The 24645-nt window shown below is 45.9% G+C and carries 23 protein-coding genes, 1 pseudogene and 1 other annotated feature; of the genes and pseudogenes, 16 read left to right on the top strand and 8 right to left on the bottom strand.

Annotation, left to right across the window (positions count from 1 at the left end; all coding sequences use genetic code 11):
- The first annotated feature begins 37 nt into the window (after nucleotides 1–37).
- From MKX30_RS16020 to MKX30_RS15995, 6 genes are all read left to right on the top strand, one after another.
- The gene (locus MKX30_RS16020) at nucleotides 38–1561 is read left to right on the top strand and encodes a copper amine oxidase N-terminal domain-containing protein (RefSeq protein ID WP_023987305.1); all 1524 of its coding nucleotides are present in this window, start codon (nucleotides 38–40) and stop codon (nucleotides 1559–1561) included.
- Nucleotides 1562–1750: 189 nt separating this feature from the next.
- Nucleotides 1751–3046, top strand: a complete 1296-nt coding sequence (locus MKX30_RS16015) for a galactokinase (RefSeq protein ID WP_028543197.1) — start codon at nucleotides 1751–1753, stop codon at nucleotides 3044–3046.
- Between the two features lie 131 nt (nucleotides 3047–3177).
- Entirely contained in the window at nucleotides 3178–4095 is a 918-nt protein-coding gene (locus MKX30_RS16010) for a PD-(D/E)XK nuclease family protein (protein WP_028543196.1), read from the top strand.
- Between the two features lie 168 nt (nucleotides 4096–4263).
- The gene (locus tag MKX30_RS16005; protein WP_179085432.1) at nucleotides 4264–4923 is read left to right on the top strand and encodes an SGNH/GDSL hydrolase family protein; all 660 of its coding nucleotides are present in this window, start codon (nucleotides 4264–4266) and stop codon (nucleotides 4921–4923) included.
- A gap of 141 nt (nucleotides 4924–5064) precedes the next feature.
- Nucleotides 5065–6405 carry a hemolysin family protein gene (locus MKX30_RS16000; RefSeq protein WP_025723741.1) on the top strand — a complete coding sequence of 447 codons (1341 nt, stop codon included), beginning with the start codon at nucleotides 5065–5067 and terminating at the stop codon, nucleotides 6403–6405.
- 263 nt (nucleotides 6406–6668) lie between these two features.
- Complete coding sequence (locus MKX30_RS15995) at nucleotides 6669–7940, top strand: methyl-accepting chemotaxis protein (RefSeq protein WP_023987309.1); 1272 nt, start codon at nucleotides 6669–6671, stop codon at nucleotides 7938–7940.
- A 93-nt stretch (nucleotides 7941–8033) separates the two neighbouring features.
- Here the strand turns inward: MKX30_RS15995 and MKX30_RS15990 are convergent, their stop codons facing one another.
- Nucleotides 8034–8246 (bottom strand): hypothetical protein, encoded by a 213-nt coding sequence (locus MKX30_RS15990; RefSeq protein ID WP_013309048.1) that lies wholly within the window; start codon nucleotides 8244–8246, stop codon nucleotides 8034–8036.
- 140 nt (nucleotides 8247–8386) lie between these two features.
- Here MKX30_RS15990 and MKX30_RS15985 point away from each other — a divergent pair, with 140 nt between their 5' ends.
- Entirely contained in the window at nucleotides 8387–9169 is a 783-nt protein-coding gene (locus MKX30_RS15985) for a YwaF family protein (RefSeq protein ID WP_069079711.1), read from the top strand.
- Nucleotides 9170–9280: 111 nt separating this feature from the next.
- Here MKX30_RS15985 and MKX30_RS15980 read toward each other — a convergent pair.
- Nucleotides 9281–10071, bottom strand: a pseudogene (locus MKX30_RS15980) (SDR family oxidoreductase).
- A gap of 259 nt (nucleotides 10072–10330) precedes the next feature.
- Between MKX30_RS15980 and MKX30_RS15975 the strand changes: the two are divergent.
- Nucleotides 10331–11704: an N-acyl-D-glucosamine 2-epimerase gene (locus MKX30_RS15975; RefSeq protein ID WP_069079724.1), complete on the top strand. Its 1374-nt coding sequence runs from the start codon at nucleotides 10331–10333 to the stop codon at nucleotides 11702–11704.
- 122 nt (nucleotides 11705–11826) lie between these two features.
- The gene (locus MKX30_RS15970) at nucleotides 11827–12498 is read left to right on the top strand and encodes an MgtC/SapB family protein (protein WP_053324781.1); all 672 of its coding nucleotides are present in this window, start codon (nucleotides 11827–11829) and stop codon (nucleotides 12496–12498) included.
- 226 nt (nucleotides 12499–12724) lie between these two features.
- On the opposite strand, the gene MKX30_RS15965 is transcribed toward MKX30_RS15970, so the two are convergent.
- A complete protein-coding gene (locus MKX30_RS15965) occupies nucleotides 12725–13402 on the bottom strand; it encodes a peptidylprolyl isomerase (RefSeq protein ID WP_023987315.1) in 678 nt (225 codons plus the stop codon).
- A gap of 330 nt (nucleotides 13403–13732) precedes the next feature.
- The gene (locus MKX30_RS15960; RefSeq protein ID WP_023987317.1) at nucleotides 13733–13990 is read right to left on the bottom strand and encodes a YqkE family protein; all 258 of its coding nucleotides are present in this window, start codon (nucleotides 13988–13990) and stop codon (nucleotides 13733–13735) included.
- A gap of 131 nt (nucleotides 13991–14121) precedes the next feature.
- Between MKX30_RS15960 and MKX30_RS15955 the strand changes: the two genes are divergently transcribed.
- Complete coding sequence (locus MKX30_RS15955) at nucleotides 14122–15354, top strand: MFS transporter (RefSeq protein WP_023987318.1); 1233 nt, start codon at nucleotides 14122–14124, stop codon at nucleotides 15352–15354.
- 152 nt (nucleotides 15355–15506) lie between these two features.
- A complete protein-coding gene (locus tag MKX30_RS15950) occupies nucleotides 15507–15686 on the top strand; it encodes an aspartyl-phosphate phosphatase Spo0E family protein (protein WP_025723205.1) in 180 nt (59 codons plus the stop codon).
- 116 nt (nucleotides 15687–15802) lie between these two features.
- Here the strand turns inward: MKX30_RS15950 and MKX30_RS15945 are convergent, their stop codons facing one another.
- The gene (locus MKX30_RS15945) at nucleotides 15803–16705 is read right to left on the bottom strand and encodes a DMT family transporter (protein ID WP_023987320.1); all 903 of its coding nucleotides are present in this window, start codon (nucleotides 16703–16705) and stop codon (nucleotides 15803–15805) included.
- A 155-nt stretch (nucleotides 16706–16860) separates the two neighbouring features.
- On the opposite strand from MKX30_RS15945, the gene MKX30_RS15940 reads away from it, so the two are divergent.
- Nucleotides 16861–17721, top strand: coding sequence for a TrmB family transcriptional regulator (locus MKX30_RS15940; RefSeq protein WP_023987321.1), 861 nt, complete (start codon nucleotides 16861–16863; stop codon nucleotides 17719–17721).
- A gap of 86 nt (nucleotides 17722–17807) precedes the next feature.
- On the opposite strand, the gene MKX30_RS15935 is transcribed toward MKX30_RS15940, so the two are convergent.
- Both MKX30_RS15935 and MKX30_RS15930 read right to left on the bottom strand, forming a co-directional pair.
- Nucleotides 17808–19430 (bottom strand): DUF1593 domain-containing protein, encoded by a 1623-nt coding sequence (locus MKX30_RS15935; protein WP_023987322.1) that lies wholly within the window; start codon nucleotides 19428–19430, stop codon nucleotides 17808–17810.
- A gap of 236 nt (nucleotides 19431–19666) precedes the next feature.
- Entirely contained in the window at nucleotides 19667–20749 is a 1083-nt protein-coding gene (locus tag MKX30_RS15930) for a bifunctional 3-deoxy-7-phosphoheptulonate synthase/chorismate mutase (protein WP_013309063.1), read from the bottom strand.
- Nucleotides 20750–20839: 90 nt separating this feature from the next.
- Nucleotides 20840–21111, bottom strand: a binding site (T-box leader).
- Nucleotides 21112–21272: 161 nt separating this feature from the next.
- Here MKX30_RS15930 and MKX30_RS15925 point away from each other — a divergent pair.
- From MKX30_RS15925 to MKX30_RS15915, 3 genes are read left to right on the top strand one after another with little or no spacing between them, the layout of a single operon-like run.
- Nucleotides 21273–22133, top strand: coding sequence for a carbon-nitrogen hydrolase family protein (locus tag MKX30_RS15925; RefSeq protein WP_341062983.1), 861 nt, complete (start codon nucleotides 21273–21275; stop codon nucleotides 22131–22133).
- A gap of 16 nt (nucleotides 22134–22149) precedes the next feature.
- Nucleotides 22150–22821 carry a GNAT family N-acetyltransferase gene (locus MKX30_RS15920; RefSeq protein WP_341062982.1) on the top strand — a complete coding sequence of 224 codons (672 nt, stop codon included), beginning with the start codon at nucleotides 22150–22152 and terminating at the stop codon, nucleotides 22819–22821.
- A 24-nt stretch (nucleotides 22822–22845) separates the two neighbouring features.
- Nucleotides 22846–23517 carry a hypothetical protein gene (locus MKX30_RS15915; protein ID WP_028543187.1) on the top strand — a complete coding sequence of 224 codons (672 nt, stop codon included), beginning with the start codon at nucleotides 22846–22848 and terminating at the stop codon, nucleotides 23515–23517.
- 360 nt (nucleotides 23518–23877) lie between these two features.
- Here the strand turns inward: MKX30_RS15915 and MKX30_RS15910 are convergent, their stop codons facing one another.
- Nucleotides 23878–24138 carry a hypothetical protein gene (locus MKX30_RS15910; RefSeq protein WP_069079713.1) on the bottom strand — a complete coding sequence of 87 codons (261 nt, stop codon included), beginning with the start codon at nucleotides 24136–24138 and terminating at the stop codon, nucleotides 23878–23880.
- Between the two features lie 183 nt (nucleotides 24139–24321).
- Here MKX30_RS15910 and MKX30_RS15905 point away from each other — a divergent pair, with 183 nt between their 5' ends.
- Entirely contained in the window at nucleotides 24322–24609 is a 288-nt protein-coding gene (locus MKX30_RS15905; RefSeq protein ID WP_023987328.1) for a hypothetical protein, read from the top strand.
- The last annotated feature ends 36 nt before the right edge of the window (nucleotides 24610–24645 follow it).

The following is a 24645-nucleotide window of genomic DNA, read 5'->3' as shown; positions in this document are numbered from 1 at the left end:
AGAAGAGATAACGGAAATATCTTGAAAGGGGATTAATATGAATATAAAAAAATGGATCGCCGTCCCTCTTATTCTGTTAATGGTAGCTTTGACAGGTTGCCAGGCAGTAGGTGGATTTGATGTAAGTAAAAATTTATTGGGAACACTTGATGTGAAATCCCAGCAAACAACGGAGAAAATCTCTCTTAAATTGACTCCAAAAGAAGGAATCACGCAAGGAGATAAAGAAATCGTAGATTTGATTAATTCGATTTCCGTCACTGTGGATGAAGCCAAGGTACAATCGGAGGAACTTGCTTCTGCCAAAGGTACATTGCACATCGATAAGTATAATTTGCCGTTTGAACTTGCTTTAGACCGCCAAGGTTTGGCTATTCAACTGGAAGGTGCCAAAAAACCTTATTACATATCTTTGAACTCGCAAGAGAGTTTGAGCGGTCTGCCTGCTGGATTTGATCCATATGTATATTCCAAAGACGTGAGAGAACTGACGAAAACAGCCGCTGCACTTATGCTCAAGCATGCGCCTAACCCTTCTACCATTTCTGCAACGTCTGTAACCGAGGAAGTATACGGTGAAAAAGACAAAGTGAAACTGACCCATCTGCATGCTGAACTTCGTGGTGATGAGCTGGTAACATTGGTAAAACCGTTCCTGGCGAATCTGGCGAAGGACGAAGCAGGCTTGAAAGAGCTGATCGGGCAAGCCATTGATATGACTAAAACGATTGCTTCCGGCATGAATATTGAAGGTAGTGATAAAGTAACAACGGAACTGAGTGCTAACAAAGAAAAAATGGTCAATGAGGCTTATACCGAAGTTAAAAAGTATTTGGATCTGGCCGTTGATCAGTATGATGTAGGCGTTAGCACCATGTATGCACAGTCCCCTGAAATCAAAACGGTTCTGAGTGCTAACACGGTTCTGAAAAGCGACATGTATTTTGATGAAAAAGGAAATGTTCGCAAAGCAGCGACAGACTTGACAGTTGCTCTGCCAGATGTGGACGGTCTTCCGGTGAAGTCCTTCACAATTCTGACCGAAACTCAATCTTGGAACGTCAATGGTAGTGTGACGGCTGATAAAGTGGATATTTCTAACGGTGTTATTGACTTGAATAAACAAGCTGAATTAACTCCGGGAGCGACGCTGCGCAATTTTGAAGCGAATTCTCCGATCTACAACATTTTAAAAAATGATTTGGAAATTACAAAAGTAGAAACCATTTTCGATCCTAAAGACGATTACTACGTCTTGGAGAATCGTGGTGGCACTGCCTTTATTCCATTGCGTGAACTGACGAGCGAACTGAACTCCGAGTTAAAATGGGATGCAGCTGCTAAACAAACTACTGTAATTGATGATATTACAGGTAAGACGATTAAGCTGAAAAGTGGCTCCAAACAGGCTGTATTGGAAGGAAGCACATTGACGCTGCCACAAGCTCCATATACGGATGAATATGGCACATTGTATGTTCCTTTCAAATCAGTTGCCGAGGCGCTTGGCGCCACAGTAACTCGTAACAATGATGGGGAATATGTACTGAAACGCGACTAAAAAAGATATTCAAGGAACCGGCCCAATTAGGGCTGGTTCTTTTTTAGTTAAATTGGTAAAATGCTCAGTAAAGCGATTAAAATAAGCGCTTACAAATTTTAAAAGTGCCATACTTTTATACAGGGAAAATTGAGATAATTATAGTATCATTCCAGCATAGGAAAACACATACAATTAGGGGGATATACGATGAAAGATATGGAACTATTGAATTCCAGAGAGGGACAAATGGTGCTTGCCCGAATGTACGGTCAACAGCAAATCTCTGAGCAAACGACTCGATATGAATCACTTATACAGGCGTATCGGGAGCATTTTGGTGTAGGGGATATTGAACTGTTTAGTGCTCCGGGACGTTGCGAAATTGGTGGAAATCATACAGACCACAATCACGGGAAGGTGCTGGCAGGCAGTATAACACTCGATACCATCGCTGCAGCTTCTAAAGTGGAGGAGTCTGTAATTACATTCTTTTCTGAAGGCTATAAGACGAAGTACGTCATCGATTTAACCGACTTGTCGCCAAAACCGGAGGATGACAGTACGATGCTGCTGGTTCGTGGTATTGCCGCTGGTCTACTTGAATTCGGATACCGTATCGGGGGATTCCAAGCTTATATATCAAGTAATGTATTCTCTGCTTCAGGTTTAAGCTCTTCCGCTTCTTTTGAAATGTTGATATGCACGATATTAAATCATTTTTATAACGAGGGAGCGTTAGATGCAGTTGCTAAATCCAAAATTGGTCAGTATGCGGAAAATAGCTATTGGAACAAGCCGTCGGGGCTGCTTGATCAGATGGCTTGCGCGTATGGCGGCTTGATTTCCATTGACTTTGAAAATCCCAAGGAACCGATCATAAATCCTGTTCATTGGAATTTTGAACAAAACGGATATTCCCTCGTTATTGTAAATACAGGCGGAAATCATGCTGATTTAACGGACGATTACGCGGCGGTGCCCAACGAAATGTTTGCAGTGGCTCAATCTTTAGACGCTTCGGTTTGCCGTGACTTATTGCCAGAGGATCTATATGCCAACCTTAAAATGGTCAGGGAAAAAGCAGGAGACCGTGCAGTACTGCGGGCGTTGCATTTTTTTGAAGAAAATAGGCGTGTGGATGAACAGGTGAAATCACTGGAGGAGGGGCGCTTTACTGATTTCCTGAGGCTCATTACCGAATCTGGTAATTCCTCATGGAAATGGCTCCAAAACGTATATAGAAGTGGGGTTGCGCGGGAACAAGACGTATCGGTTGCACTGGCTTTAACCGAAATGTATTTAAAATCAATAGATAACAGCGCATGCAGGGTACATGGGGGTGGCTTCGCTGGTGTCATCTTGACGATTCTTCCGAATGATCATGTGGATGATTATAAGGAGTGGATCAGCGGAATGCTGGGAACTCCGGTACTTGTTGTCAACGTCCGTGAGGACGGTGCCGTTAATGTTAGTGATTTGATAAATGTTGAACGGACTCATTGAGAGTTTACAAACTAGTCAGTCAGTAGAAGACTTTAACCCATGGGTTAAAGTCTTTGTCCTTTTTATCGCCGATACAGCTTAGGTTTGCGTTATAATAAAGAGATGATAGTTTTAATGAAGGAGGGCCTGTCATGGCTATATACCCGTCCTGGTCCTATTCGCAATCGAGGGCTCAAACGTTCGATGAATGCTTACGCAAATACTATTATCATTATTACGGCTCGCATAATGGCTGGAATTCGGCACAGGGCACTGAAGAGCAAGTTACGTTGTATCGGCTCAAGCAACTGAGCAACTTATATATTTTATTCGGGAATATCACGCATCAAATGTGTGAATCAGTCATACGTGGATGGATGGAAAAAGGGGCTATCCCGCGTACAGCATACCTCGAGACAGCTATGAAGAACATGTTGAATGACAGCTACAAGGAATCGCTACACCGTGAGCTATGGCTACAAGATCCGAAAAATCGCGTCATGCTGGCGGAGGTTTATTACGACGACGAGGTGCTTTCGGAACGAATCGCCCTTATTAAGGAGCGACAGCACGCGGTGATACACAATTTATACCGTACTGCGGTTTGGCATGAACTGCAACAGGGAAAGGCCCGAATTGTAGAAGTGGAGAAGTGGGATACGATGCTCCTTCACGAGACGAAAGTGTATGTCAAAATGGATTTGCTCTACCGTAGAGACAATGGAGACTTGGTCATCGTGGATTGGAAAACAGGCAAGGAAGGCGATTTTTCCGACCAACTTTTTTTGTATGCTTCCTATGTGCAGGAGCACTATCAGCTTCCATTGGAGAAGATCGAGGTACGTGTGGAGTATCTGATGACAGGAGAGCATGAGGTGTATCGTCCCGCGCAAGAGGATATCGACAAAGTGGTTGGTAATGTCGGACGATACATCGAGGAAATGAAGTCCTGTCTCGATGACGATTACTATAATCGCCCCAAGCCTGAATCTTTCTTCACTCCGATGCCTTCACGCAGAGCGTGCGGAGGCTGTAATTTTCGTGAGGTGTGTAAGTACCGAGCGATGTGAAATGACTTGATCGCCTTTGCCACCGGATTCCTACCCTAATTAAAGCTAGTGAATCCGGCCATATGGCAAATCTATAATTCTTCTATGTTTTGAAACCGCTTTATAATTTAGAAGCTGCGAGGTATGATAAGGGTATTATTGGAAAATGCGAAGGAGGAAGTTAGGAAGATGACGAGTATAGAACACGCACGTATTCTTTTTCAGGGAGATTCTATAACAGACGGAGGAAGGGGACGAAATGAGGACGCGAACCATTGGCTGGGTCAGAGCTATGTGTATCTGATCGCAGGTGCGTTGGGGAGCCGTTTGACTACCACGCAGCCAGAGTTTGTGAACCGGGGAATTTCGGGGGATCGAGTTTCGGATTTGTATGCACGTTGGAATGAGGACACGTTTAGCCTGAAGCCGGACCTGCTCAGTATTCTAATCGGAGTGAACGACGCCTGGCGGATCGTGGAGCAGGAGCCGTCCGGGGTGACGGACCGATTTGAACGAGCCTATCGCCACCTTCTGGAAGAAACGCGTGAAGTGATGCCTGATCTGGGACTCGTGCTGTGCGAGCCGTTTATTTTGAAAACGGGAGCTACCGAGGCGCGATGGGACATTTGGCAAGAAAAAATAACGGGATACCAGCGTATTGTACGTCAGCTTGCGGACGAATTTGGGGCCGTATTTGTGCCGCTCCAGAGCATGTTGAACGAAGCCGCTATCCAGGCGGACGCCTCCTATTGGCTGCATGACGGGGTTCATCCGACAGCGGTTGGGCATCAATTGATAGCTGATCAATGGATAGATATTGTGCAAAAGAGTCCGCTAGCGATTCGCTAACAGGGGCATACATAGTCTACTCCTTGTCATTTTTGGGTAATACACGATTATGGACATCATTACTTATGTTATGGTTCCATCCAAAAATGAATGTCAAAGGGGGGGCTTCTTGCTTCGTCATGAACGGAGCAAGAGAGGGCTATGGAAACGATAAATATCATTCTGGTTATATTGCTTATCGCATTAACTGCTTTTTTTGTGGCCTCGGAGTATTCCATTATTCGTGTGCGAGTATCTCGCATCAATCAATTGGCCTCTGAAGGCAACAAAAATGCGAAAGCCGTTAAAAACATTCTGTCTCGGCTGGACGAGTATTTATCTGCTTGTCAGCTCGGAACCACATTAACCTCAATGGCGCTAGGCTGGCTAGGGGAATCTACTGTTGAACATCTGCTACATCCCCTGTTTGTGTTGGCTCATATTCCAGCAGGCCTGACGGGAGTGCTCTCCTTTTTGCTGGCTTTTCTAATCTTGACCTATTTCGAGGTGGTCATTGGGGAGCTGGTACCGAAAACATTCGCCATACAGATTGCTGAACCAATGGCATTGTTTTTTGCCCGTCCGATCACGATATTCTATAAAATGACCTATCCCCTGAATTGGGTGCTCAGTCGTTCATCGCGTGTCATTACGGGTCTCTTCGGGCTCAAAAGGGTATCTGAAGAAGATGCGGCACTCAGTGAAGCCGAGCTTCGTTTGGCGTTATCTGAAGGCTTTCGTAGTGGTGAAATTACACCGACAGAATATCGATATCTGAACAATGTATTTGATTTTGACGACCGTGCGGCGCAGGAAATTATGGTACCGCGCATCCACATCCGTTCCATCTCCCACCAGGCAACAGTGGCCGAGTTTATGGAGCTGATCGAGGACAAAGTTTATAATTTTCTACCTGTAGCTGAACATGGCGACCGGGATCGTATTATCGGGATGATTCGCGTCAAGGAAGCCCTGCATGATTTGGCACGTGGGCACAGCACAGGGAATACGACGATGGCTTCTTATATTCACCCGGTGCTTCAGGTTATCGAGACGGTTCAGGCTCGGGATCTGCTGATTCAGATGCAAAAACGACGCATTCCAGTAGCGGTGCTGGTGGACGAATATGGTGGAACATCTGGACTTGTCACACTGGAGGACATTATGGAGGAGATTGTTGGAGACATTCCTTCCTATACCGACACCGAAACCCCCGCAGCGTTAACTCCACTCATTACAAAAACAGATGATCATCGTTACATACTCAAATCACAGGCGCTCATTCATGAGGTCAATCGACGCTTGGAGACGGATATTGAGGCCGGGGACGTATATACAATTGGGGGATGGATGCTTTCAGAGCGTTTTGATATCCAGCAAGGAGAGAAGCTGACCATCGGTTTATGGGAGTTTACCGTACTGGAAAAAAACAGTCACCAAATAGACACAATTGAAGCGATTAAGAAAGCAGTCGTTGAACAGAAAAATGACAATGATTTTTAATAATGGAAAATGACTTTGTCGAGTAACAGCTCGCTTAAGATGTGACGAATGGCCTGTAAAGCTTGTGACAGCGCGATTCGTCCGTTTTAAGATGCAAGCTGCTACCTGGTAACATATTGTTTTTTGTGATTAGGATAGGGGACTTAAGACTCTGTATCTTTATGCTCATGAATATATCTGTCTATGAAAAATACTACTAGAAATGTAGCAATTTTATGGTAAAATGGAATCAAATTTGAGTTTTTTGGGGTGGGCTACAGTACATGAAGATGTCACTAGGTACGAAAATGGTTACTGCATTTGTCTCAATTTCTGCAATAACCTATGGAACAAGCGCTTTTTTTATTTTTGTACTCAAGGACTGGCTTGCTCAAGGTACACAAGAATGGGTGTACACTTCGATCATTCTGTTATTGGGTGTTCTGTGGAGTGGCATTTTGGGCTGGTTGATCTCAAAATTACTCACACGGCCAATTGTTAGGTTGGCAAAGGCGGCAGAGGAAGCCTCGGCGGGGAACCTGTCTGTTGTGATTCCTGAACGTCGTTCGGAGGATGAAATTAAAGTTCTGTATGATGCATTTCGGCATATGATGCTGAACATTAAAGATATGTTCAACGAGATCTCGTACAGCACCAGAACAACTTCGCAAAGTGCGGAAAATCTGAGCTTGGCTATTGTGCAGGCTACCACACAAATTGAGTCCATGTCTTCGGTGGTAGAAGATATTTTGAATGGCGTGGAGCAGCAAAAGCAAGCATCTGCCCAATCTATTAAAACAGCAGACCGAATGCTGGGCGATTTTAAAATGATGCGTAGCAAATCGGGGCATATGCTGGAACTGTCAGGCCATATGGAGCATTCAGTAGATTCGACGCAGACCGTATTTTCATCCCTGATGGATGGAATGGGAGAGCTGACAGCATCACATGGTCGTTCGCAGCAGGTAATTGCCCGACTGGAAAAAGAAGCTTCCCAAATTGAAGCGATTACAAGCACCGTGAAGGATATTGCGGAACAGACCCATTTGCTGGCGTTAAATGCTTCCATAGAAGCGGCGCGTGCGGGAGAAGAAGGGAACGGGTTTGCTGTAGTGGCTCACCAAATTCGCGCACTTGCTGCCCAAAGTACGGAGTCTGTGCAGCAAATAAATGCCATCGTTAGCCGTGTCCAGTCACAAATCGTAGAGACAGTGCAGTTGATGCATCAGCAGACGTCATTGGTCAGTGCTGAGGCGGAACGGACAAGCTCTGTGGATCAGACGCTGAACCGTTTGAACGCTATTGTACGTGAATTTGTCGAGAGCATCCGTTTAATGGAAGAAGCCGTGACGGAGCAGACGAACCGGGTAGATCAAACCTTTGAGCAGATCCATCGTATTCAGCAAATGTCAGGGGCCTTCTCTGAAGGAGCTCACAAAATTTATACAGCTGCTCATGAGGAGACAGCAATTATGCAGGAAATTTCGTCTTCTTCCGAGGATTTGAAAGTGCTTACGAATAAACTCATGATGAAAACACGGGGAATGCAACTATAACAGAAGCCGTCATGTGAGGCATGATATATACAAACAAAATATAGCCGCTACACACCGGAAAACGAAGCAAAATGGTTCCCCGGTGTGTAGTGGCTATTTTTTAATTTCAAAAAACTCACATTGTTTTCTGGGGTGGTAAGCCAGATCACTGACGCTGGATTGCACGACGATGGTTTGATCGTCGAAACGGATTATGATTCCGCCAGAGCCAATCAATTGGTCATCCTGAAATACTCGGACACGAAGATGACGTTCCAGTGCCTCATTGAAATCCTGATCTGTAATTAATCGGCGATTAATGGCCATGAGGGTTCTCCTTTAAATATAATATCTTTTATCATAAAGGTAAGGTATTGAACAAGCAAGAAACACGGCTAGAACATAATCGGTTATTGGGTATAAAATAGAATGCAACGAAGAGAGAAAGAGATCAAAGGGGGCTAGCTATGGATAGGTCGTGGTCAGGGCCTTGGTTTGATGCCAATGCGCCAGAAGGGTTCGAGGCTTTTACTCCGTCACATGGGTTGGCTATATCGGGACTCATTGTATGCGCTTTGATGCTGTGGCTGACTCGGGGATGGATTCGATCGAACAAGCCTGTAAGCGAGGGAATTCGCTGGTTGTTAATTACAGTTCTCATTCTGTCAGAGGTGACTCTGAATATTTGGTATGTGATGCAGCATATTTGGGATGTCCAGACCTCATTGCCATTAGAACTGTGCAGTGTGACACTGCTGCTGTCTATCCTGATGCTTATTTTTCGAAGCCGCTGGTTATATCCGATCATCCTTTTTGCTGGAATTGGAGGGGCGCTCCAAGCCGTACTGACGCCTAATTTGGCATACACATTTCCGCATTATCGTTTTATCCATTTTTTCGTAGCTCATAGTGCTATTATTTTGGCAGCCTTGTATATGACCTGGATAGAAGGACTCAAACCGACATGGAAGAGTGTGGGGGGAGTTATGCTTTTTCTGAATGGCTTGGCGCTGATGGTGTGGATCGTAGACGATGCTCTCGGTGCTAACTACATGTTTCTAGCTGGAAAGCCGTCGACACCGTCGATATTGGATGTTTTGGGGCCATATCCTCTGTACATTCTGGCAGAAGAAGCCATTGCACTGCTGTTCTTTTCGCTTCTGATGCTGTTGTTCGAGGTGCTCCCGGGAGGCAGGCTGTATGTCCGCTTTCGCAAAGGAGCTCTGCATGGTGCTGACAGGTCGATATAAGCCGTTGTAAAGCGATATAAAGGCAGCCTATTCCACAAGTATATGACCAGGGATAAGGCTGCTAAGAATGCCTAAACAGTAGTATAGGTATAACGTTCCCCATTCTAATACTTAACGCAGTAGTGATTCTGCTCCGTCTACATAAATTTCCGTACCCGATACATGAGATGACTCGTCTGAGGCGAGAAACAGGACCAGATTGGCAACCTGCTCTGGCTCACCAGGGGCATCCTCTAGCGGATGCTCTCCGCCCTTCGGAAATTCGACTGGAATTTGTACCTGCTTCAAGTCTTCCGAAGGGTACGTGTTATCGTCAATTTCCGTGTCGATGGCTCCCGGGCATATCGCGTTGACCCGAATTTTGTATTGTGCCAGCTCCAGTGCTGCCATTTTCATAAAAGCAACCTGAGCTGCCTTGGTGGAGGCGTAGGCTGAGAATCCAATACCTGAAAAGGTTCGATTACCGTTGATGGAGCTGGTAATGATAATGCTGCCGCCGCGTTCTTTCAGGTAAGGGACGGCATATTTAACGGTAGCAAAGGTGCCGCGAAGATTAATGTTCATCGTGCGGTCCCATTCCTCCAGTTCCAGTGTCTCGATAGGGGCCATCGTGCCATTAATGCCTGCGTTGGCGAATACTATGTCCAGCTTTCCGTACGTTTCCACGACTTTAGCGAACCCCTGCTGAATCATGTCCGGCTTGGAAATATCACATTCCAGTACAAGTGCTCGCCGCCAGCCTGCTCAATGATTGCTTTGGTCTCCTCTGCATGCTTGGGTGTCCGATCCAGCATGACCACCTTGGCGCCTTGTTCTGCAAAACGGATCGCGGTCGCCTTGCCGATCCCTGAACCTCCACCACTGACCACTGCTATCTTCCCTTGCAATCTCTGCTCTGCCATTGACTATTCCTCCCATTCCGTTCATAAACTAAACCTGACTCGTTATTCCATACCTCTGTACGTTGATGGTGAAACAGTCACAGCTGGATTTCATCCCATTTGCGAAATATGGTAACATAGGCGAACCAGCAGGAACTTGTAGCAAAAATATACAGCAGGAACAAGTATGGAGAAGACCGAGTAACGGAGGTGGATCGAATTGAGCTATAACGCAAATGACCGACCCGAATCGACAGACGCTATAGCACTGACCGGAAAAATGAAACCGTGGGCACTGAGCGGCCCCAGTATTCAAATCGATCCGTTGTTTCCCTATTACGCCAACCGTTCGCGGGACAGTATAGCAGATGAGATCGCCCTTGCGGGTTACCAGACTGTTCATTATTTTGTCGTGCGTGAAAATGAAGTGGATGGAGCACTTGTTGCTGCTTTTCAACGCAGAGGCATAGCGGTGTGGGCGATGGTGCTGGGCAACGGTTCTTTTGGCGTGTCCCAGCTACCACCGGAGTGGAAAGGTTGGCGCATGGAGTTGCTGCGCGAACCGAACGACGGATTTCAGCGGATTTCGCATTTTGCCCAGGAGTATGTGGAATGGAAAAAGAAAGCCGCTGCCCGGCTCGTCACCGACATTCCATTTGACGGGTTCGAGGTGGCGGAGCCTTATTTTCCCGAATGGAACGGGCTGCGCAGTGGAGTGTACGGGGATATTGGACCGCATGCACAGCGTGCCTTTCGCGAGCGTAGCGGTGAGAATATTCCGGATTTCCGCGATAAGCATGCGCGGAATTACTACCGGAAGGTTCCGAACCTGTACGCGCAGTGGGTCGACCTGCGCGTGGACGCCGTGAACGGCCTGATCAGCGAGCTGGTGAACGGCGCGGGCGGTGTGCGTGATGTCCGGCCGGACATCTGCGTGGCGACATGGTCGCTTGCTGTGAGCGGACGCGGCGATGTCCCAGGCCAGCTGCGGGAATGGCAGGGGCTGGACGCGGTAGCTATGATCGGGTGCGTCGCCCCGGATATGCACGTACTCCAGACCCATTGGCCGGACTGGATGCGCTGCCGTCTACCGCCACAGTATACCCGGGGCTATGCTCGCATCGCGCAGTCGATACGGGCCGCTTATCCGGGCCTGCCCCTCGGGGTGCAGGCGGATATTGGCTCCCTCGCGCGTATGGTTCGGGACCGTGAGTGGACGCAGCAGTTTGGGGCTACCGCCCTCGAGGGCGGCTACGACGCCTGGACCGCCTATGAATACCATTTGGGTGGTTACATGTACGATGAGCCGCCCAAACCGCTTAAGGCGGAACGTTCAGCCGAAGATGAGGTGGTTATTTCTTTCAGCAAGCGGATTGCCACACCGTCTGTAGATGAGCTGTGTATTTGGAGCCGGGAGGACAGAGCAGGTACAACACGCGACCTGAGCCGCCACCTAAGGAACGATTCACTAACGTTGCTCGAGCTTGTGGATGCCGTAGCAGACGGAAACCGTCTATTGCTGCGTATACGCAATTTACCAGCGGGGGCGTTCAGCTTGCGCCTTGATGGTGTACAGGATACACCGGAGCTGTGGTTGCTCAAGGGGAGGAAGCTACATCGCAATCTGCCAGAGGATGAAGTGAGGGTTCCTTAAAATTTGGGTAATAACAAAATAACAGCTGTATAAACGGCTCATTTGCCATAGCATTTTCGAATTGTATATTTTTGAGGAGCAGCATCTTTTCAAAACATAAACGATAGTGGAGTGAAAAAAGTATGTGGGATTGGGATTACCTGATTCGGGTCATGTTTGCCGGACTATGCGGCGCCTTAATTGGCTATGAGCGCAAAAGTCGCATGAAAGAAGCGGGCATTCGCACCCATTTCATTGTCGGTATTGGCGCAGCGCTCATGATGGTGGTATCCAAATATGGTTTTCAGGATCAAACCGTCTGGTCGAACCTGTCGCTGGACCCTTCCAGAATAGCAGCACAGGTTATAAGTGGAGTCGGCTTTATCGGCGCAGGGATGATTTTTACACAAAAAAATAGAATTAAAGGACTGACCACTGCCGCAGGCATCTGGACTACCGCCGGAATCGGTATTGCCGTAGGTGCAGGGATGTATGGGCTTGGTGCAGGTGTAACGCTGTTTATTTTAGCGGCTCAGTCCTTGCTCCATAGTCGTTTTTATCAGATGGCTACTCCGTCCACGCGACAAGTAGTTGTTCAGGTCGACAATGAGCCGGGCGTGCTGAATCGGATCAAAGAACTGCTGGAGCACAAGAAGCTGACGATTCACAGCTTTCACGTCGAGCGCATCAATAATGGTGAGCAGTTGGTTATTCATATGCTTGTAAAGCTGTCCCGGTCAGAGGGAGTGGAGGAACTGCTGTCACTGCTGCAAGAGATGGAAGGTATTCGTTCAGTCGAGACTAAGTCCAATTAGACGAATTTACTGCTCATACAGTAGCTTTTTTGTCGAACGCTGACAGACCCATTTAACAGTAAAAAACTTTAAAAATAATGATTGAAAACGCTTCCTTTTGTGTATATACTCTTACTACATCACAGAGACAGCAGCTTAGAAAGCATCAGGGGATAAGCAAAAACGACCTCATGCGTATGCACAAGGTCGTTGCTGTTATCCCGTTTTGAAAGACTGATTTGATGTCTTACTTTACTTTGACTGGAGCTGGATATTTTTTACCCAGCGTATCCACAGTGACTTTTTTCATCGTAGCCGGTTTGATCGGTTTGTCATTGCTATCTCGTTTGGAATTGACGATAGCATCGACCACATCCAACCCGGACGTTACTTTACCGAAAGCGGCATATTGACCGTCGAGGTAGTCCGCATCGGCAACCATGATGAAAAATTGCGATCCGGCCGAATCCAGATCCGCTGAGCGGGCCATGGATAATACGCCACGTGTATGTTTGAGTGTATTGTTAACACCATTGCTCTTGAATTCGCCTTTGATACTGTAGCCGGGGCCACCTGTACCGTTACCTTGCGGATCACCACCCTGAATCATAAAGCCTGGGATGACACGGTGGAAAATGGTACCGTTATAGGCTCCCTTTTGCACCAAAGAAATGAAGTTGTTAACCGTGTTCGGTGCTACTTCCGGATACAGCTCAAGCTTAATTTTCTTGCCATCATTCATGACAATCGTGACAATCGGATGGGAAACAGCCTTGCTTTTGTCTTTAGTCGCAGCAGGAGTTGTAGTGCTTGTCCGGCTGGCAGCTTCCACATCGGCCGCTTTTGTGCCGCATCCAGCAACCAGCACGAGCATGATGGCCAGCAGGCACAGCGTGTACCATGGGCGTATCGTTTTTCGGTTCATTGATATTCCTCCTGAAAGGTTGGATGGTGTAACATCCTAAATTATAGTTTGGGGGCAGCGCAGAACACTTTTCCATTTTCTATCATACCTTTTTTGCTGGGGATAAGGAAATACGGGTTTGAAAGCCGTATTCTTGACCCATACTGCTGCTATTCCCAAGGAAAGGGGCAGGATCATGATGGAGGTAGACAAAAAGCTGGCGAAAGGTCTCATATGGGGTATGGCGTTCAGTCTGCCGGTTTGGGTAGGGGTGCTGTACTCAGTACAACATATTCGTGACTGGCTATAACATAAAGCGTAAAGATAGGCCAAAACCGTTGTGGTTTTGGCTTATTTATATTTGTGCCAGTCCAAATTGCTGTTATTCAGTAGATGCTCGAAGTTGTTATCCAGCTTCTTCTGTTCAGCTTTTTTTGCTTCGACGGCACGCTGCCGTTCGTCTTCTTTACGCTTGTCCTGTTCTGCTTGGGCTTCATTGGCTTGAGCCTTAAGCTTATTCAGCACATCCTGACTCAACAGATCTTTTAATGTAGCAGGTTTGTCCTGAGCCGCAGGAGCAGGGGAAGACGAATTTCTCTTCTTAGCCATGTCATCATCTCCATTCCATTCGATTATATCAGCTTCTGCACGGTTGTTCCACGATTGAAGGATGAGCTGGGCGGTAGACTTTTCTAATTTAGAGGGTAATAATGGAATGAGCAGAAGGGACGTGTGGCATCATGCATCTATATTGGAAGCGAAACCTGGTCATTTTGTGGATTGGAGTATTGTTTTGCAGCATGGCCTATTCCGTGTCTATTCCGTTTTTACCTATTTTTCTGAATACGGAAATGGGCGTAAATGATCATCTGGAACTGTGGTCGGGGATTGCCTTTGGAGTCACTTTTTTAGCCAGCGCGCTGATTGCCCCATTTTGGGGTTCGCTTGCAGATAAGTATGGACGTAAGCCGATGTTGATTCGTTCAGGCTTTAGCCTGGCGGTGTTGTACCTGATATGTGCTTTTGTGACAGATCCGTATGTGTTCGTAGGAGTACGGTTGTTTCAAGGCCTTCTATCCGGGTTTATTCCTGCTGCGATTGCGCTGGTCGGAACGGGCTCGCCTGAGGAGAAAACCGGCTATGCACTCGGTATTATGGCGACCGCTGGGGCGACAGGCAGCATTATAGGTCCGCTGATTGGCGGTGTAGTGAGCCATTATTATGGCAATCGGAATGCCTTTTTTTTCTCTGCAGCTCTTGTGCTGGTATCTGCGTTAATCGCGACTTTTGGCGCTAGAGAGGACAGCTTCAAGGGAACCAGTACCCGCTCGCATGTTCGTGATGATATCAAGGAGGCTATTGCTAATCGGCCTTTGTGCTTTTTGCTTATTCTGGCGGGATTAAGTACCTTTTCCGTCATGATATTGGAACCGTTAATTACGGTATATGTGCTTGAAATGGGAGTTGACCGTAGCCGGGCGTCTTTAAGTTCCGGGATTGTATTCTCAGCCGTTGGTATTGCGGCGGTGCTCATGGCTCCCCGATGGGGACGGATTGGAGGCCGGACCGGATTTGCACACGTGCTGCTGATTGGACTGATCGGTTCGGGAATCGGGAACATCTTACAATTTTTTGTAACCAACTTTGTTGGTTTTGGTGCGCTTCGGTTTGGATATGGATTATTTTATGCGTCCGTCATGCCGGCTATCAACGCAATGACTGTGGAGGTCACCAAGCCGGAGTTTCGCGGACGAGCCTTTAGCTTGAGCCAATCAGCTACTCAACTCGCGACCATGGCGGGGCCGTTGATTGGCGGTATGCTTGGCAGCTGGATGCCAATCCGCTGGATCTTTGTGTTAAACGGAGGCATACTGCTGCTTGCAGCGTTGTTGCTATGGGCGAAGGGAAAAAACGTGTTCCCAGTTTCAGCCAGGAAGAACGTAACGGATCAGGATATTCATTCTGCCGGATAAGCGAATCACACAGGATTGTCTAAGAGGACAACCTTAGAGCTCATAGAGCAGGTCTTTTTTTTTGTGCTATTAGATAATTATCCCAAACCTTTACTTTTAGTATACTTATTCATAACCCTCTACACTGATAATATGACAAGGAGGGATATATTATGATAAGAGACGACATTTTGCGTCAACAGCTTGAGAAAGCTCGTCAAAAGCTGTATATTTTGCAAGCAAAACATGGCTTTAATCATGCCAGTGTGCTCAGACAGTCTGTAATTATGGATAACCTCATCAATCAATATAACCACCTTTTTTATATAAAAGAAAAAAAGCCGACTGCATAAATGCAACCGACTGGGCGAGAAACTTTTGGTGAGGTCACTCGCCCTTGTACTGTAGCGCTAATACCTATACAACGATGCTTATCTTAACTTTTATAACTAGTGTGCAATCTATCATTTTAGGTACGGTTCGTTTGATGAGCACTCAGTAGGACACCTATAATGACGACCAAACCACCAATGATTTGGCGCCATGTAATCGTTTCTTGCAAAAGCAACACAGAAAATAAGACTCCAAATATCGGAACCAAATTCATCAGAGAAACGGAACTGCTCGGTGACAGCTTGATTAACCCGTAATTGTAAAGCAAAAATGCGATAACGGAGCAGAATACGCCCAGATATACTAACAACATAAACGATCCTGTTGTCGGAGCCTGCCAACTATCCTTTTCTAATAGAGCCAACGGTATAAAAAAGATACTTCCTGCAACAGTTTGATAAAAAGATAACGTCACAGGCGGATATTTGTCCACTACCTTGCGCGTCATGAAAGTGTAAAACGCCCACGCAAAACCCGTTCCAATCAATATTAAATTTCCGATTAGTTGATTCTTACTATCCGAGCTTTCGCCAACTGAAGTCAAGAAATATACCCCGATCATGGCCAATGCTATACCGCAAATTTTATATTTGGATATTTTCACTTTATACAAAATAAGTTCAAGCAGCGATGTAATTGCGGGATATGATGCAACAATTAATGCTGCGTTGGAAGCGGTAGTCAAGCTAACCCCTATATTCTCCATTGAAAAATAGAGAGTGATTCCCAAAACACCACTAAACGAAATCGTAACCAAATCTTTTGGCTTTACTTTGATATGTTCTTTTTTAATCAGCAAAACGATACCTAGCACAACGGAAGCTATAATAAATCTGGATAGACCCAAGGTAAGAGGGGGGAACGTCGTGTAGGCTGCTTTGGTGGCAATAAACGATGTACTCCAGATCAATAGGGCCAGAATCGTAGAACCGTAGTAAATCCGGCTGCTTTCGCTGTGATGAGCTATGACTTTGTTCAAGTTAAATCCTCCCTGAGATAATCCCCTGTGAAATGATGATAGTAGCTACTAAAGTGACTACTATAAAAACGTTACTAAAAAGATAGTGTGTATATCAGTTTTTGTCAAGGGGAAGTGATATAGTAAGGATGAACACGAATTGAGGAGAAGACGTCATGAAACCAAAACCAAATATATTAGAAATTCTACGGGATTTGAATTTTAGTGAATATGAAGCCAAGGCTTATGTGACCTTATTGGAAAGCTCTCCACTTTCGGGATACGCCGTTTCATTGAATTCCGGGGTACCGAGATCCAAAATTTACGAGGTTTTGTCTGGAATGGTCAACCGTGGGGATATCATGGTCAGTCAAGAAAATACGCCTCTGTATGTGCCGCTCCCGCCACATGAATTGATTGCCCAGAGAAAACGCAAAGCAGAGCAGATTTTCAATGTGGCGCAAGAGAGTTTGGAGCAGTACACAGCATCATTTCAAAATAGAGAGAATATTTGGAATATTTCGGGGTATGAAGCCATTATCAATCGCATAAATGAAGGGGTAAAGGGAGCAAAACACCGAATTTTATTGGAAATTTGGAAAGAGGATGCCGAGGTGTTCCGAGATGCCTTAGAGCAAGTCGCTCAGCAAGGAATTGAAGTGATCATTGTAGCGTATGGGGAGCTTAATTTTGATTTCGCTACTGTTTACCGCCATGATATGAGTGAGGAGATTACGTCTGAAATTGGTGGTCGGTGGATTGTACTTAGCGTAGACGACCGGGAGGTCGTAGCTGGCATACTTTCACTTGGTGATGACAGCCGCGCTGCATGGACGTTACATCCGGGTCTGGTGATGCCGATTACAGAAGTGATTATTCATGATATTTATATCATGGAGATCCTATATGAGTTCCGTGAACAATTAGAGGCGAAATTCGGCCCTAATCTAATTCATCTTCGCAATAAATTTGCTATGGGTCCGAATGGCAAAGGATATTATGTTCCTTTGACTGAAAAAAGCATTAAACGTGTATAGAGATTGTCTGAGGTCCGATGTGCAAAAATAAACAGGCCCATGGAGTGTTATTCCATGAGCCTAATTTTATTGGGTGTTGTGTTCAATTATTTTACGGTTACAATCACACGTTGATAATGCTTTAAAGGATGTTTTCCATTGTCCTGTACTTCTGCAATGATATGAAGCGTATTCCCTGACTTAGCATCTGCAGGAACTGTGAAACTAACTGCATTCGTATCACTACCTTGCAAGTCAATCGTGTTTACTTTCTCGCCTTTAGCTACTTCTCGATGAAGCCCAAGCTGCATTTCCCCCAGCAATTCAGGTTTAACTTGTGCTGGTTTTACTTTAGAATCTTCATACGTGTCTGCTTCAAAATATCTCCACCATTTATAGGTCAATTGATTACCGTCGGGATCTGAACCTTCTGCATGCAGGGTTATTTTCTCCCCTGGACTAGCGGTTAGGTCTAATCCTTCTTTAATGGTCAACGTTGGATTGTGGTTGGCATCTTTGTAGTCGGATGCAATAGCCCAATCTGCACGAGCAGCAAAGTCATTTTGAATATCATCAAACCAACGCATCAGAGAATACTCTGCTTCGAATTTTTTCGTATGCACATCATAATCTAACACGGTATTTCTAAATAATTTATCGTTAACGACACCGAAACGACCTCCCCAGCCACCATAGGTTGGGTTTTCCATACTCCGCAATCCGTTATCAATTAAATAGAAGAAGGATGGAGAATCACCTTCAGAAATAAAGTCATACTTGTCGTATTGTGGATTTTTCTTTAAGTAGGCTTCACTGCCTCTTTGTTCTTCATCCAACTCGCCTTTGATGATATTGCCATCGCCCATCAAGGCATACATATTGAGCAACTTGCCATGACCATCTTTAATATTTTTGAAGTTCCATTCCCCGTGCAACTTGCTGTTTACTTCTTCTGTGTGCATTTTCCAAGCATAAGCGAAATGCCAGAAGTTAGATTGATCATTGATAATTCTGATATCAGGCCAATTTTTAGCGATGTAATTATTGTAGCTATCGTCCTGGTCCAGAATGATGTACAGTACGAGTTTATCACTTACTTTTTTTTGAATCGTTTCCCATTGATCTGTATTTTTATATTCGTCTTCAATGGACTTTAAAGCTCTGGCCGTGGTATTGGTTCCACCCCAAGTTTGTACGTACAAATCTCTTTTGTCATCGTCCAGGAAAAGTGTTTTAAGGAAATTGGAGCCTTCCGTTTCTTTGTCCATTTCACCTTTATTTGAAATGTTACCTATTTTGGTAACGCTCTTGATATATTCAGGCTTTGGATATCCCTCGGCATGTTTGATTAAGTTGGGATAAATCTCTCCGTAGGCATCAATCATGTCCGTTACCCATTGTGTTCCGGTCCATCTAAATGGCTTGATGCCAGCCTTTTCATCACCTGCATAATGATATACAGAGCTAGTCAGTACAATCCCCGACAAATCCATTTCATTGGAGTAAAGAAGAAAGCGAATGACAGAGTTCATATCATCTACTTCTCCATCGGTAGTGATTACCGTTCTGGCCTTGGTTGCTTTATTTTCTACTTTATTTTCCGTTTGTTTTTCTGTTGGAGCAGCGCTTTCATCCTTCACAACGGCGGGAGCCTTACTACTACAGCCACTGATGATCAAAATACAAATCATGGCTAATAAAAAAATGCTTAACCCTTTTCTTTCTCTCATTTCTGTTCCCCTCTCTGAACGTTCCTATGATGTTTTTTTAGGATTATAACCATGTAGGTATTCTTTTTATTCAAGAATTAGGCATAAAAAAAACCTAAACATATATATGCCTCAACAAAAGTCGAGCATACATACATTTAGGTTTTGCCTGCATGATCAGTCACAATCCTGATCCAATTTTACATCATTGTCCGAGAAAATGAAAGCGGTTTATGAATCCCGGCATAAAATTAGTTTTACGCTTTGAATAAACCGGATTCTTTGACTTCAGACAGGAAGTTGTGGAACTCAGGAATGTTCAGCTGTTGCTGAGCATCGGACAAAGCGACTGCTGGGTTTGGATGGACTTCCACCATGATACCGTCGGCTCCAGCAGCCAAGGCAGCTTTGGCGCAAGGAGCCAGGATGTCCTTACGTCCTGTGGAGTGAGTCACGTCCACCAATACAGGCAGATGGCTTTCCTTTTTCAAAATCGGAACAGCGGAAATATCCAGCGTGTTACGCGTCCATTTTTCGTACGTACGGATACCGCGTTCAATCAGCATGACTTGCGTGTTACCACGGGAAACGATGTATTCAGCAGCATGAAGGAACTCTTCCATTGTGGCAGCCAGTCCGCGTTTGAGCAGAACCGGAGTTCTGGTTTCACCCGCAGCTTTGAGCAATTCAAAGTTGTGCATGTTGCGCGCACCAATTTGAATAATGTCGATGTATTGGATCGCTTCCTCCAAATGTCTTGGATCGACGATTTCACTGATTGTAGCCAGCCCGAACTCGTCGCCTACACGTTTGAGAATTTGCAGTCCTTCCACGCCCAGTCCTTGGAAATCATACGGGGACGTACGTGGTTTGAACGCACCACCACGCAGAATCGGCACACCGGCTTCCTTGAGAGCCGCACCTACTTCGCGAGTTTGCTGGTAGCTTTCGACCGAGCAGGGACCTGCAACCATGATGGAGGCTTTGCCGCCCACCAGCGTATCTTTAACCTTGATAACTGTGCTATCCGGTTGATTTTTGCGGCTAACGATCAGATGTTTTTTGTGTTCTTCTTTTTGATAGTTCAAAGAAGCCTTGAAAATATTTTTGAACAGCTGGCGAATCGTAGCATCGTCAAAAGGCCCACGGTTAGCCGCGATCAGTTTGTCCAACATTTGTTGCTCACGTACCGGATCAAAGTCAGGTACCCCTTGAGCTTCCTTCAATTTTCCAAGTTGTCCCGCCAGTTCAGCGCGTTGGGACAGCAACTCCAGCAATTGCAAATTTGTAGCATCGAGCTGTTCACGCAGCAGCTCCAAAGAATTTTCATTTGTAGACATACAGTACTACATCCTTCCCGAATTTAAATTTGTTTTTTCTGTCAGCCCATAGACTTTTCTTGCAGAAAATAACACAAAAAGGCACTCGTCGCAAGGGACGAATGCCGTGGTACCACCCTAATTACAGAAGTATACATACGAATCGTCAACGTCGTTCAGTCGACGGCAGTAACTTCTGAGCTTGATGCCCGTAACGGGGGCTTCCGGAAACCTCTACTGCGGACAAAGGAATGAATCCTTCTGTCGGTTCAAGGCTCGACTCGGGAGTGAATTTCAACGCGGGATTGCGGTACGCTCTCAGCAATTCGTACCTTTCTGTGGGAATCCGTTAGACGTTTACTTGTCTCCGTCACTGTCTTTGTTCATGGTATTCAAAAGATTTGACCTTATTTTAAACAAAGTAGGTGCAGAAGGCAAGCCCTGATTATCAGGTTCAGTTTTCGCACCGTTTTGAATCGGTTATAATGTGAACAGCAACGGGCCCCCCTTGCAATCTAAAAGACGTGATGTCCGAGGAGGAATTATGAGCAAAATCAGAGTATCGGCGGTTCAATATCATCTGCATACGATTGACTCATTCGAGCAATTTGCCCTGCAATCGGAGCATTATATCAAAACAGCGGAGGAATTTGGCGCGGAATTTGTTCTGTTTCCCGAGTTTTTTACGACCCAGCTTATGTCGATTGGTGATAGTGAAGGCAAAGCTCTGACGATCAACTACCTGCCGGATTTTACGGACCGGTACCTTGAATTATTCACTTCGTTCGCACGTCGAACCGGGATGCATATTATCGGTGGCACTCATGTAGTTAGGAGAAACGAACGTTTATATAATACGGCACATTTGTTTTACCCGGACGGGCGTGTGGCCACTCAGGACAAAATTCACATTACACCGACAGAGGTGCATGAATGGAATATGGCTCCCGGTGAGGGGCTGAATGTGTTTGAGACGTCCAAGGGCACCATAGCGATGCTGACCTGCTATGATATTGAATTTCCCAAAATCGTTCGCATGGCGAAGGCCAAGGGAGCAGATATTATTTTCTGTCCTTCCTGTACGGACGATCGTCACGGATTTTACCGGGTACGATATACAAGCCACGCCAGAGCGGTTGAAAATCAGGTGTATGTCGTTTTAACGGGAACTGTCGGCGCTTTGCCTACGGTTGATTTTATGCGTGCCAATTATGGACAAGCCGCAGTCATTACACCCAATGACATTCCTTTTCCGCCACGCGGCATTATGGTGGAGGGTGAACTGAACAACGATATGATTGTGACAGCAGATCTCGATTTGCAGCTGTTGTACGATGTGCGCGAGCGGGGCTCGGTTACAACCTGGCGTGACCGTAGAACAGATTTATACACAGACTGGAGCTAATGAAAGGAAATAAGCCATGTATCGCAAAGAATGGTTCATCTTTGACGGCGATCGGCCGCTACGGGCGGTGATTCGTAATTATTCTACAGCTGATTATGAGGGATTGCTGCGTATTCAGCAGGAGAGCTTCCCCCCACCTTATCCGCAGGAGCTGTTATGGAGCCGGGAGCAGATTGCTAGCCAGACAGAGCATTTTGCAGATGGAGCGCTGTGTGTGGAAATTGAGGGGAAACTGGCGGGTTCGGTAACCAGCCTACTGATGCATTATAACCCCGAACATCCCCAGCATACATGGGAGGAAGTAGCAGATGACGGTTATATTCGTACGCACTGTGAGGACGGCAAGGCGCTGTATGTGATTGATTTGGCGGTACGTCCTGCTTACCGCAGATTGGGTCTGGGCAAATGGCTGATTTTTTCCTTATATCATCTTGTGATTGAACGGAGACTGGATCGTTTGCTGGGCGCGGGGCGTATGCCTAGTTATCAGCATCATGCCGACCAATTGAGCGCAGAAGCGTATGTGGATGCCGTAGTGTCTGGTGAGCTGAAGGACCCGGTATTAACTTTTCTGCTTCGTTGCGGACGGGTGCCTGTTTGTATCCTGCCGAATTATTTGGATGATGAACAATCGCGTAATTATGCTGCCCTCATGGAATGGCGAAATCCGTTTCATACCCATCACTAATTGTAGAGGAGCGTGTCCTATCCTATGGAATATCATCGCATTACTCATATTGAAGACCCCTTGTTTGCGAGCATGCATCAGCTAATGCAGGAAGTATTTCCACCAGAGGAAGTGCTGGAGTACAGTCTGTGGAAGGAACCGCTGGAAGACCCGGGTATTCGTGTCTTTGTTGCGGTACAGGATGATAAGGTAGTTGGTGCAACAGAGTATCGTTATTATGAGGACTTTAATGTAGCTATGACAGATTTTACGATCATCGGACAACCGGGACTGGGCATTGGCCGTTTTCTTTGGACACGACGCCAGAATGACTTGCACGCGCTTGCTCAGGCCAGCGGACAGCAGTTACAGGGGATGTTTGCTGAAATCTATGACCCTTACCGTGGCAACGAGCATCCCTTTGGTGGTGTCAAGCCAATGGACCCGTACGTGCGACGTGAGGTGCTATCTCATCTGGGCTATAAGCGTTTGGATCTGGACTACGTACATCCGTCCTGGAATAACGATGGTGTAGCAGTAGAAGGGCTGAATTTAGGCTTTATGCCTGAGGATGATAGCGTGGAAGAAGTGAGCGCCAAATTGGTGGCAGCTTTCATACGTCGGTACTATACAGTATTGCCGAACAAGCCTGCTGTCTGGAACGAAATGGTAGATGGATTGGAAGCTAAATCGACAGTAGCATTGCTGCCATTGTAAACATATGAAGTACAAAAAGGGTGCACTCAAGCCATGTATCATCTGCGTGGCTTAGGTTGCACCCTTTTTGCATTCTCTAATTGACCCTTTCATTTTCCTTGATCCCTGGGTTCGGGCTTCGCAGATGCGACTCCTCGTGGGTTATCTTCGGCCGAAATATCATCTGTAGTTGTCTTGTCCGCGGTCCTACGTTCGTCTGCTTCCACAGGATTCAAGGTTTTGTAGCGCTTATACTCCATATCGGCCTGAGACATCGGATCTTTATACATAGGAGATCAGTCAACTCCTTTCTGTTATACACTTCATTACCCGCACAGCAGAATGGGTAACCGTTTTCTTTCACCCGATAAAATGAAGTGGTTAATCCAGCATATCGTCGCTGTCCAGTTGCTCTTCTTCGTCTCCATCCGTACCGTTCAGCAAATCGGTACCATGCAGGAATTCAGCAGGAGCAGAAGGATCGACAGGACTGTTCGGTGTCAGTTCATCGGCATCTGGAACGTCCTCCAGAGGAGTATCCGGCCCTTCCGTAAGATTCTCCCAGTTGGTTTCTGCATTTTGCAGAGAAGGCTCAAAATCATTGTCATGTAGCTCAGTAGTTCGATCATCACGATTGACCATGTTGCTCAGCTCCTTTACTTTTTGTTGCTTATTCCGACCTTACCCAAACAGAAGAACGGATAAACCTTAAGTTAGTGTGTCTGTAGGAAGTTAAAATCATGCGAATAGGGATATGCCCATTCTCAATTAGCGTTTTTTTGGTAACTGCTGTGATATGATAAAGAAGATAGGGAGGGATATGAATTGGAATGGTACATGTTTGGTCCGATGATTAGTCGTATCCGAGTAGGTCAAAAGGCATCTACCCCGGGATTTTCCCGCACCCTCATTCGGCGCCCGGAAGGCTTATACTGGACAGATGGCGGACAAGCGGGAAAAATAGTAGAAATACGCGATTATTTATTTTCCGATATTTGGACGATCTATGAAGATGAAGATTGTGAACCGTGGTTGGGGCTTAGAGAGCAGAAAGAGCGGCGCGAACAGGAAATGATCATTAATCAATATGAAGATTTTACAAAAAATGAGTAAAAAGAACATGATACCCTTCTTATGAAGAAGGTATGC

Source organism: Paenibacillus sp. FSL P2-0173 (genome assembly GCF_038008045.1).
Taxonomy (GTDB): domain Bacteria; phylum Bacillota; class Bacilli; order Paenibacillales; family Paenibacillaceae; genus Paenibacillus; species Paenibacillus polymyxa_B.
Note: the sequence above shows the minus strand (reverse complement) of the source record. Positions and strands in the feature narration are given on the sequence as shown.

Excerpts from the sequence above, each read along its gene's own strand:
- MKX30_RS15910 (WP_069079713.1), bottom strand. The coding sequence starts at position 24,138 with ATGGTCAATCGTGATGATCGAACTACTGAGCTACATGACAATGATTTT.
- MKX30_RS15935 (WP_023987322.1), bottom strand. The coding sequence starts at position 19,430 with ATGAGAGAAAGAAAAGGGTTAAGCATTTTTTTATTAGCCATGATTTGT.
- MKX30_RS15930 (WP_013309063.1), bottom strand. The coding sequence starts at position 20,749 with ATGTCTACAAATGAAAATTCTTTGGAGCTGCTGCGTGAACAGCTCGAT.
- MKX30_RS15920 (WP_341062982.1), top strand. The coding sequence starts at position 22,150 with ATGTATCGCAAAGAATGGTTCATCTTTGACGGCGATCGGCCGCTACGG.
- MKX30_RS15985 (WP_069079711.1), top strand. The coding sequence starts at position 8,387 with ATGGATAGGTCGTGGTCAGGGCCTTGGTTTGATGCCAATGCGCCAGAA.
- MKX30_RS15995 (WP_023987309.1), top strand. The coding sequence starts at position 6,669 with ATGAAGATGTCACTAGGTACGAAAATGGTTACTGCATTTGTCTCAATT.
- MKX30_RS15975 (WP_069079724.1), top strand. The coding sequence starts at position 10,331 with ATGAAACCGTGGGCACTGAGCGGCCCCAGTATTCAAATCGATCCGTTG.
- MKX30_RS16020 (WP_023987305.1), top strand. The coding sequence starts at position 38 with ATGAATATAAAAAAATGGATCGCCGTCCCTCTTATTCTGTTAATGGTA.
- MKX30_RS16015 (WP_028543197.1), top strand. The coding sequence starts at position 1,751 with ATGAAAGATATGGAACTATTGAATTCCAGAGAGGGACAAATGGTGCTT.
- MKX30_RS16000 (WP_025723741.1), top strand. The coding sequence starts at position 5,065 with ATGGAAACGATAAATATCATTCTGGTTATATTGCTTATCGCATTAACT.
- MKX30_RS15940 (WP_023987321.1), top strand. The coding sequence starts at position 16,861 with ATGAAACCAAAACCAAATATATTAGAAATTCTACGGGATTTGAATTTT.
- MKX30_RS16010 (WP_028543196.1), top strand. The coding sequence starts at position 3,178 with ATGGCTATATACCCGTCCTGGTCCTATTCGCAATCGAGGGCTCAAACG.
- MKX30_RS15950 (WP_025723205.1), top strand. The coding sequence starts at position 15,507 with ATGATAAGAGACGACATTTTGCGTCAACAGCTTGAGAAAGCTCGTCAA.
- MKX30_RS15990 (WP_013309048.1), bottom strand. The coding sequence starts at position 8,246 with ATGGCCATTAATCGCCGATTAATTACAGATCAGGATTTCAATGAGGCA.
- MKX30_RS16005 (WP_179085432.1), top strand. The coding sequence starts at position 4,264 with ATGACGAGTATAGAACACGCACGTATTCTTTTTCAGGGAGATTCTATA.
- MKX30_RS15925 (WP_341062983.1), top strand. The coding sequence starts at position 21,273 with ATGAGCAAAATCAGAGTATCGGCGGTTCAATATCATCTGCATACGATT.
- MKX30_RS15970 (WP_053324781.1), top strand. The coding sequence starts at position 11,827 with ATGTGGGATTGGGATTACCTGATTCGGGTCATGTTTGCCGGACTATGC.
- MKX30_RS15960 (WP_023987317.1), bottom strand. The coding sequence starts at position 13,990 with ATGGCTAAGAAGAGAAATTCGTCTTCCCCTGCTCCTGCGGCTCAGGAC.
- MKX30_RS15955 (WP_023987318.1), top strand. The coding sequence starts at position 14,122 with ATGCATCTATATTGGAAGCGAAACCTGGTCATTTTGTGGATTGGAGTA.
- MKX30_RS15965 (WP_023987315.1), bottom strand. The coding sequence starts at position 13,402 with ATGAACCGAAAAACGATACGCCCATGGTACACGCTGTGCCTGCTGGCC.
- MKX30_RS15915 (WP_028543187.1), top strand. The coding sequence starts at position 22,846 with ATGGAATATCATCGCATTACTCATATTGAAGACCCCTTGTTTGCGAGC.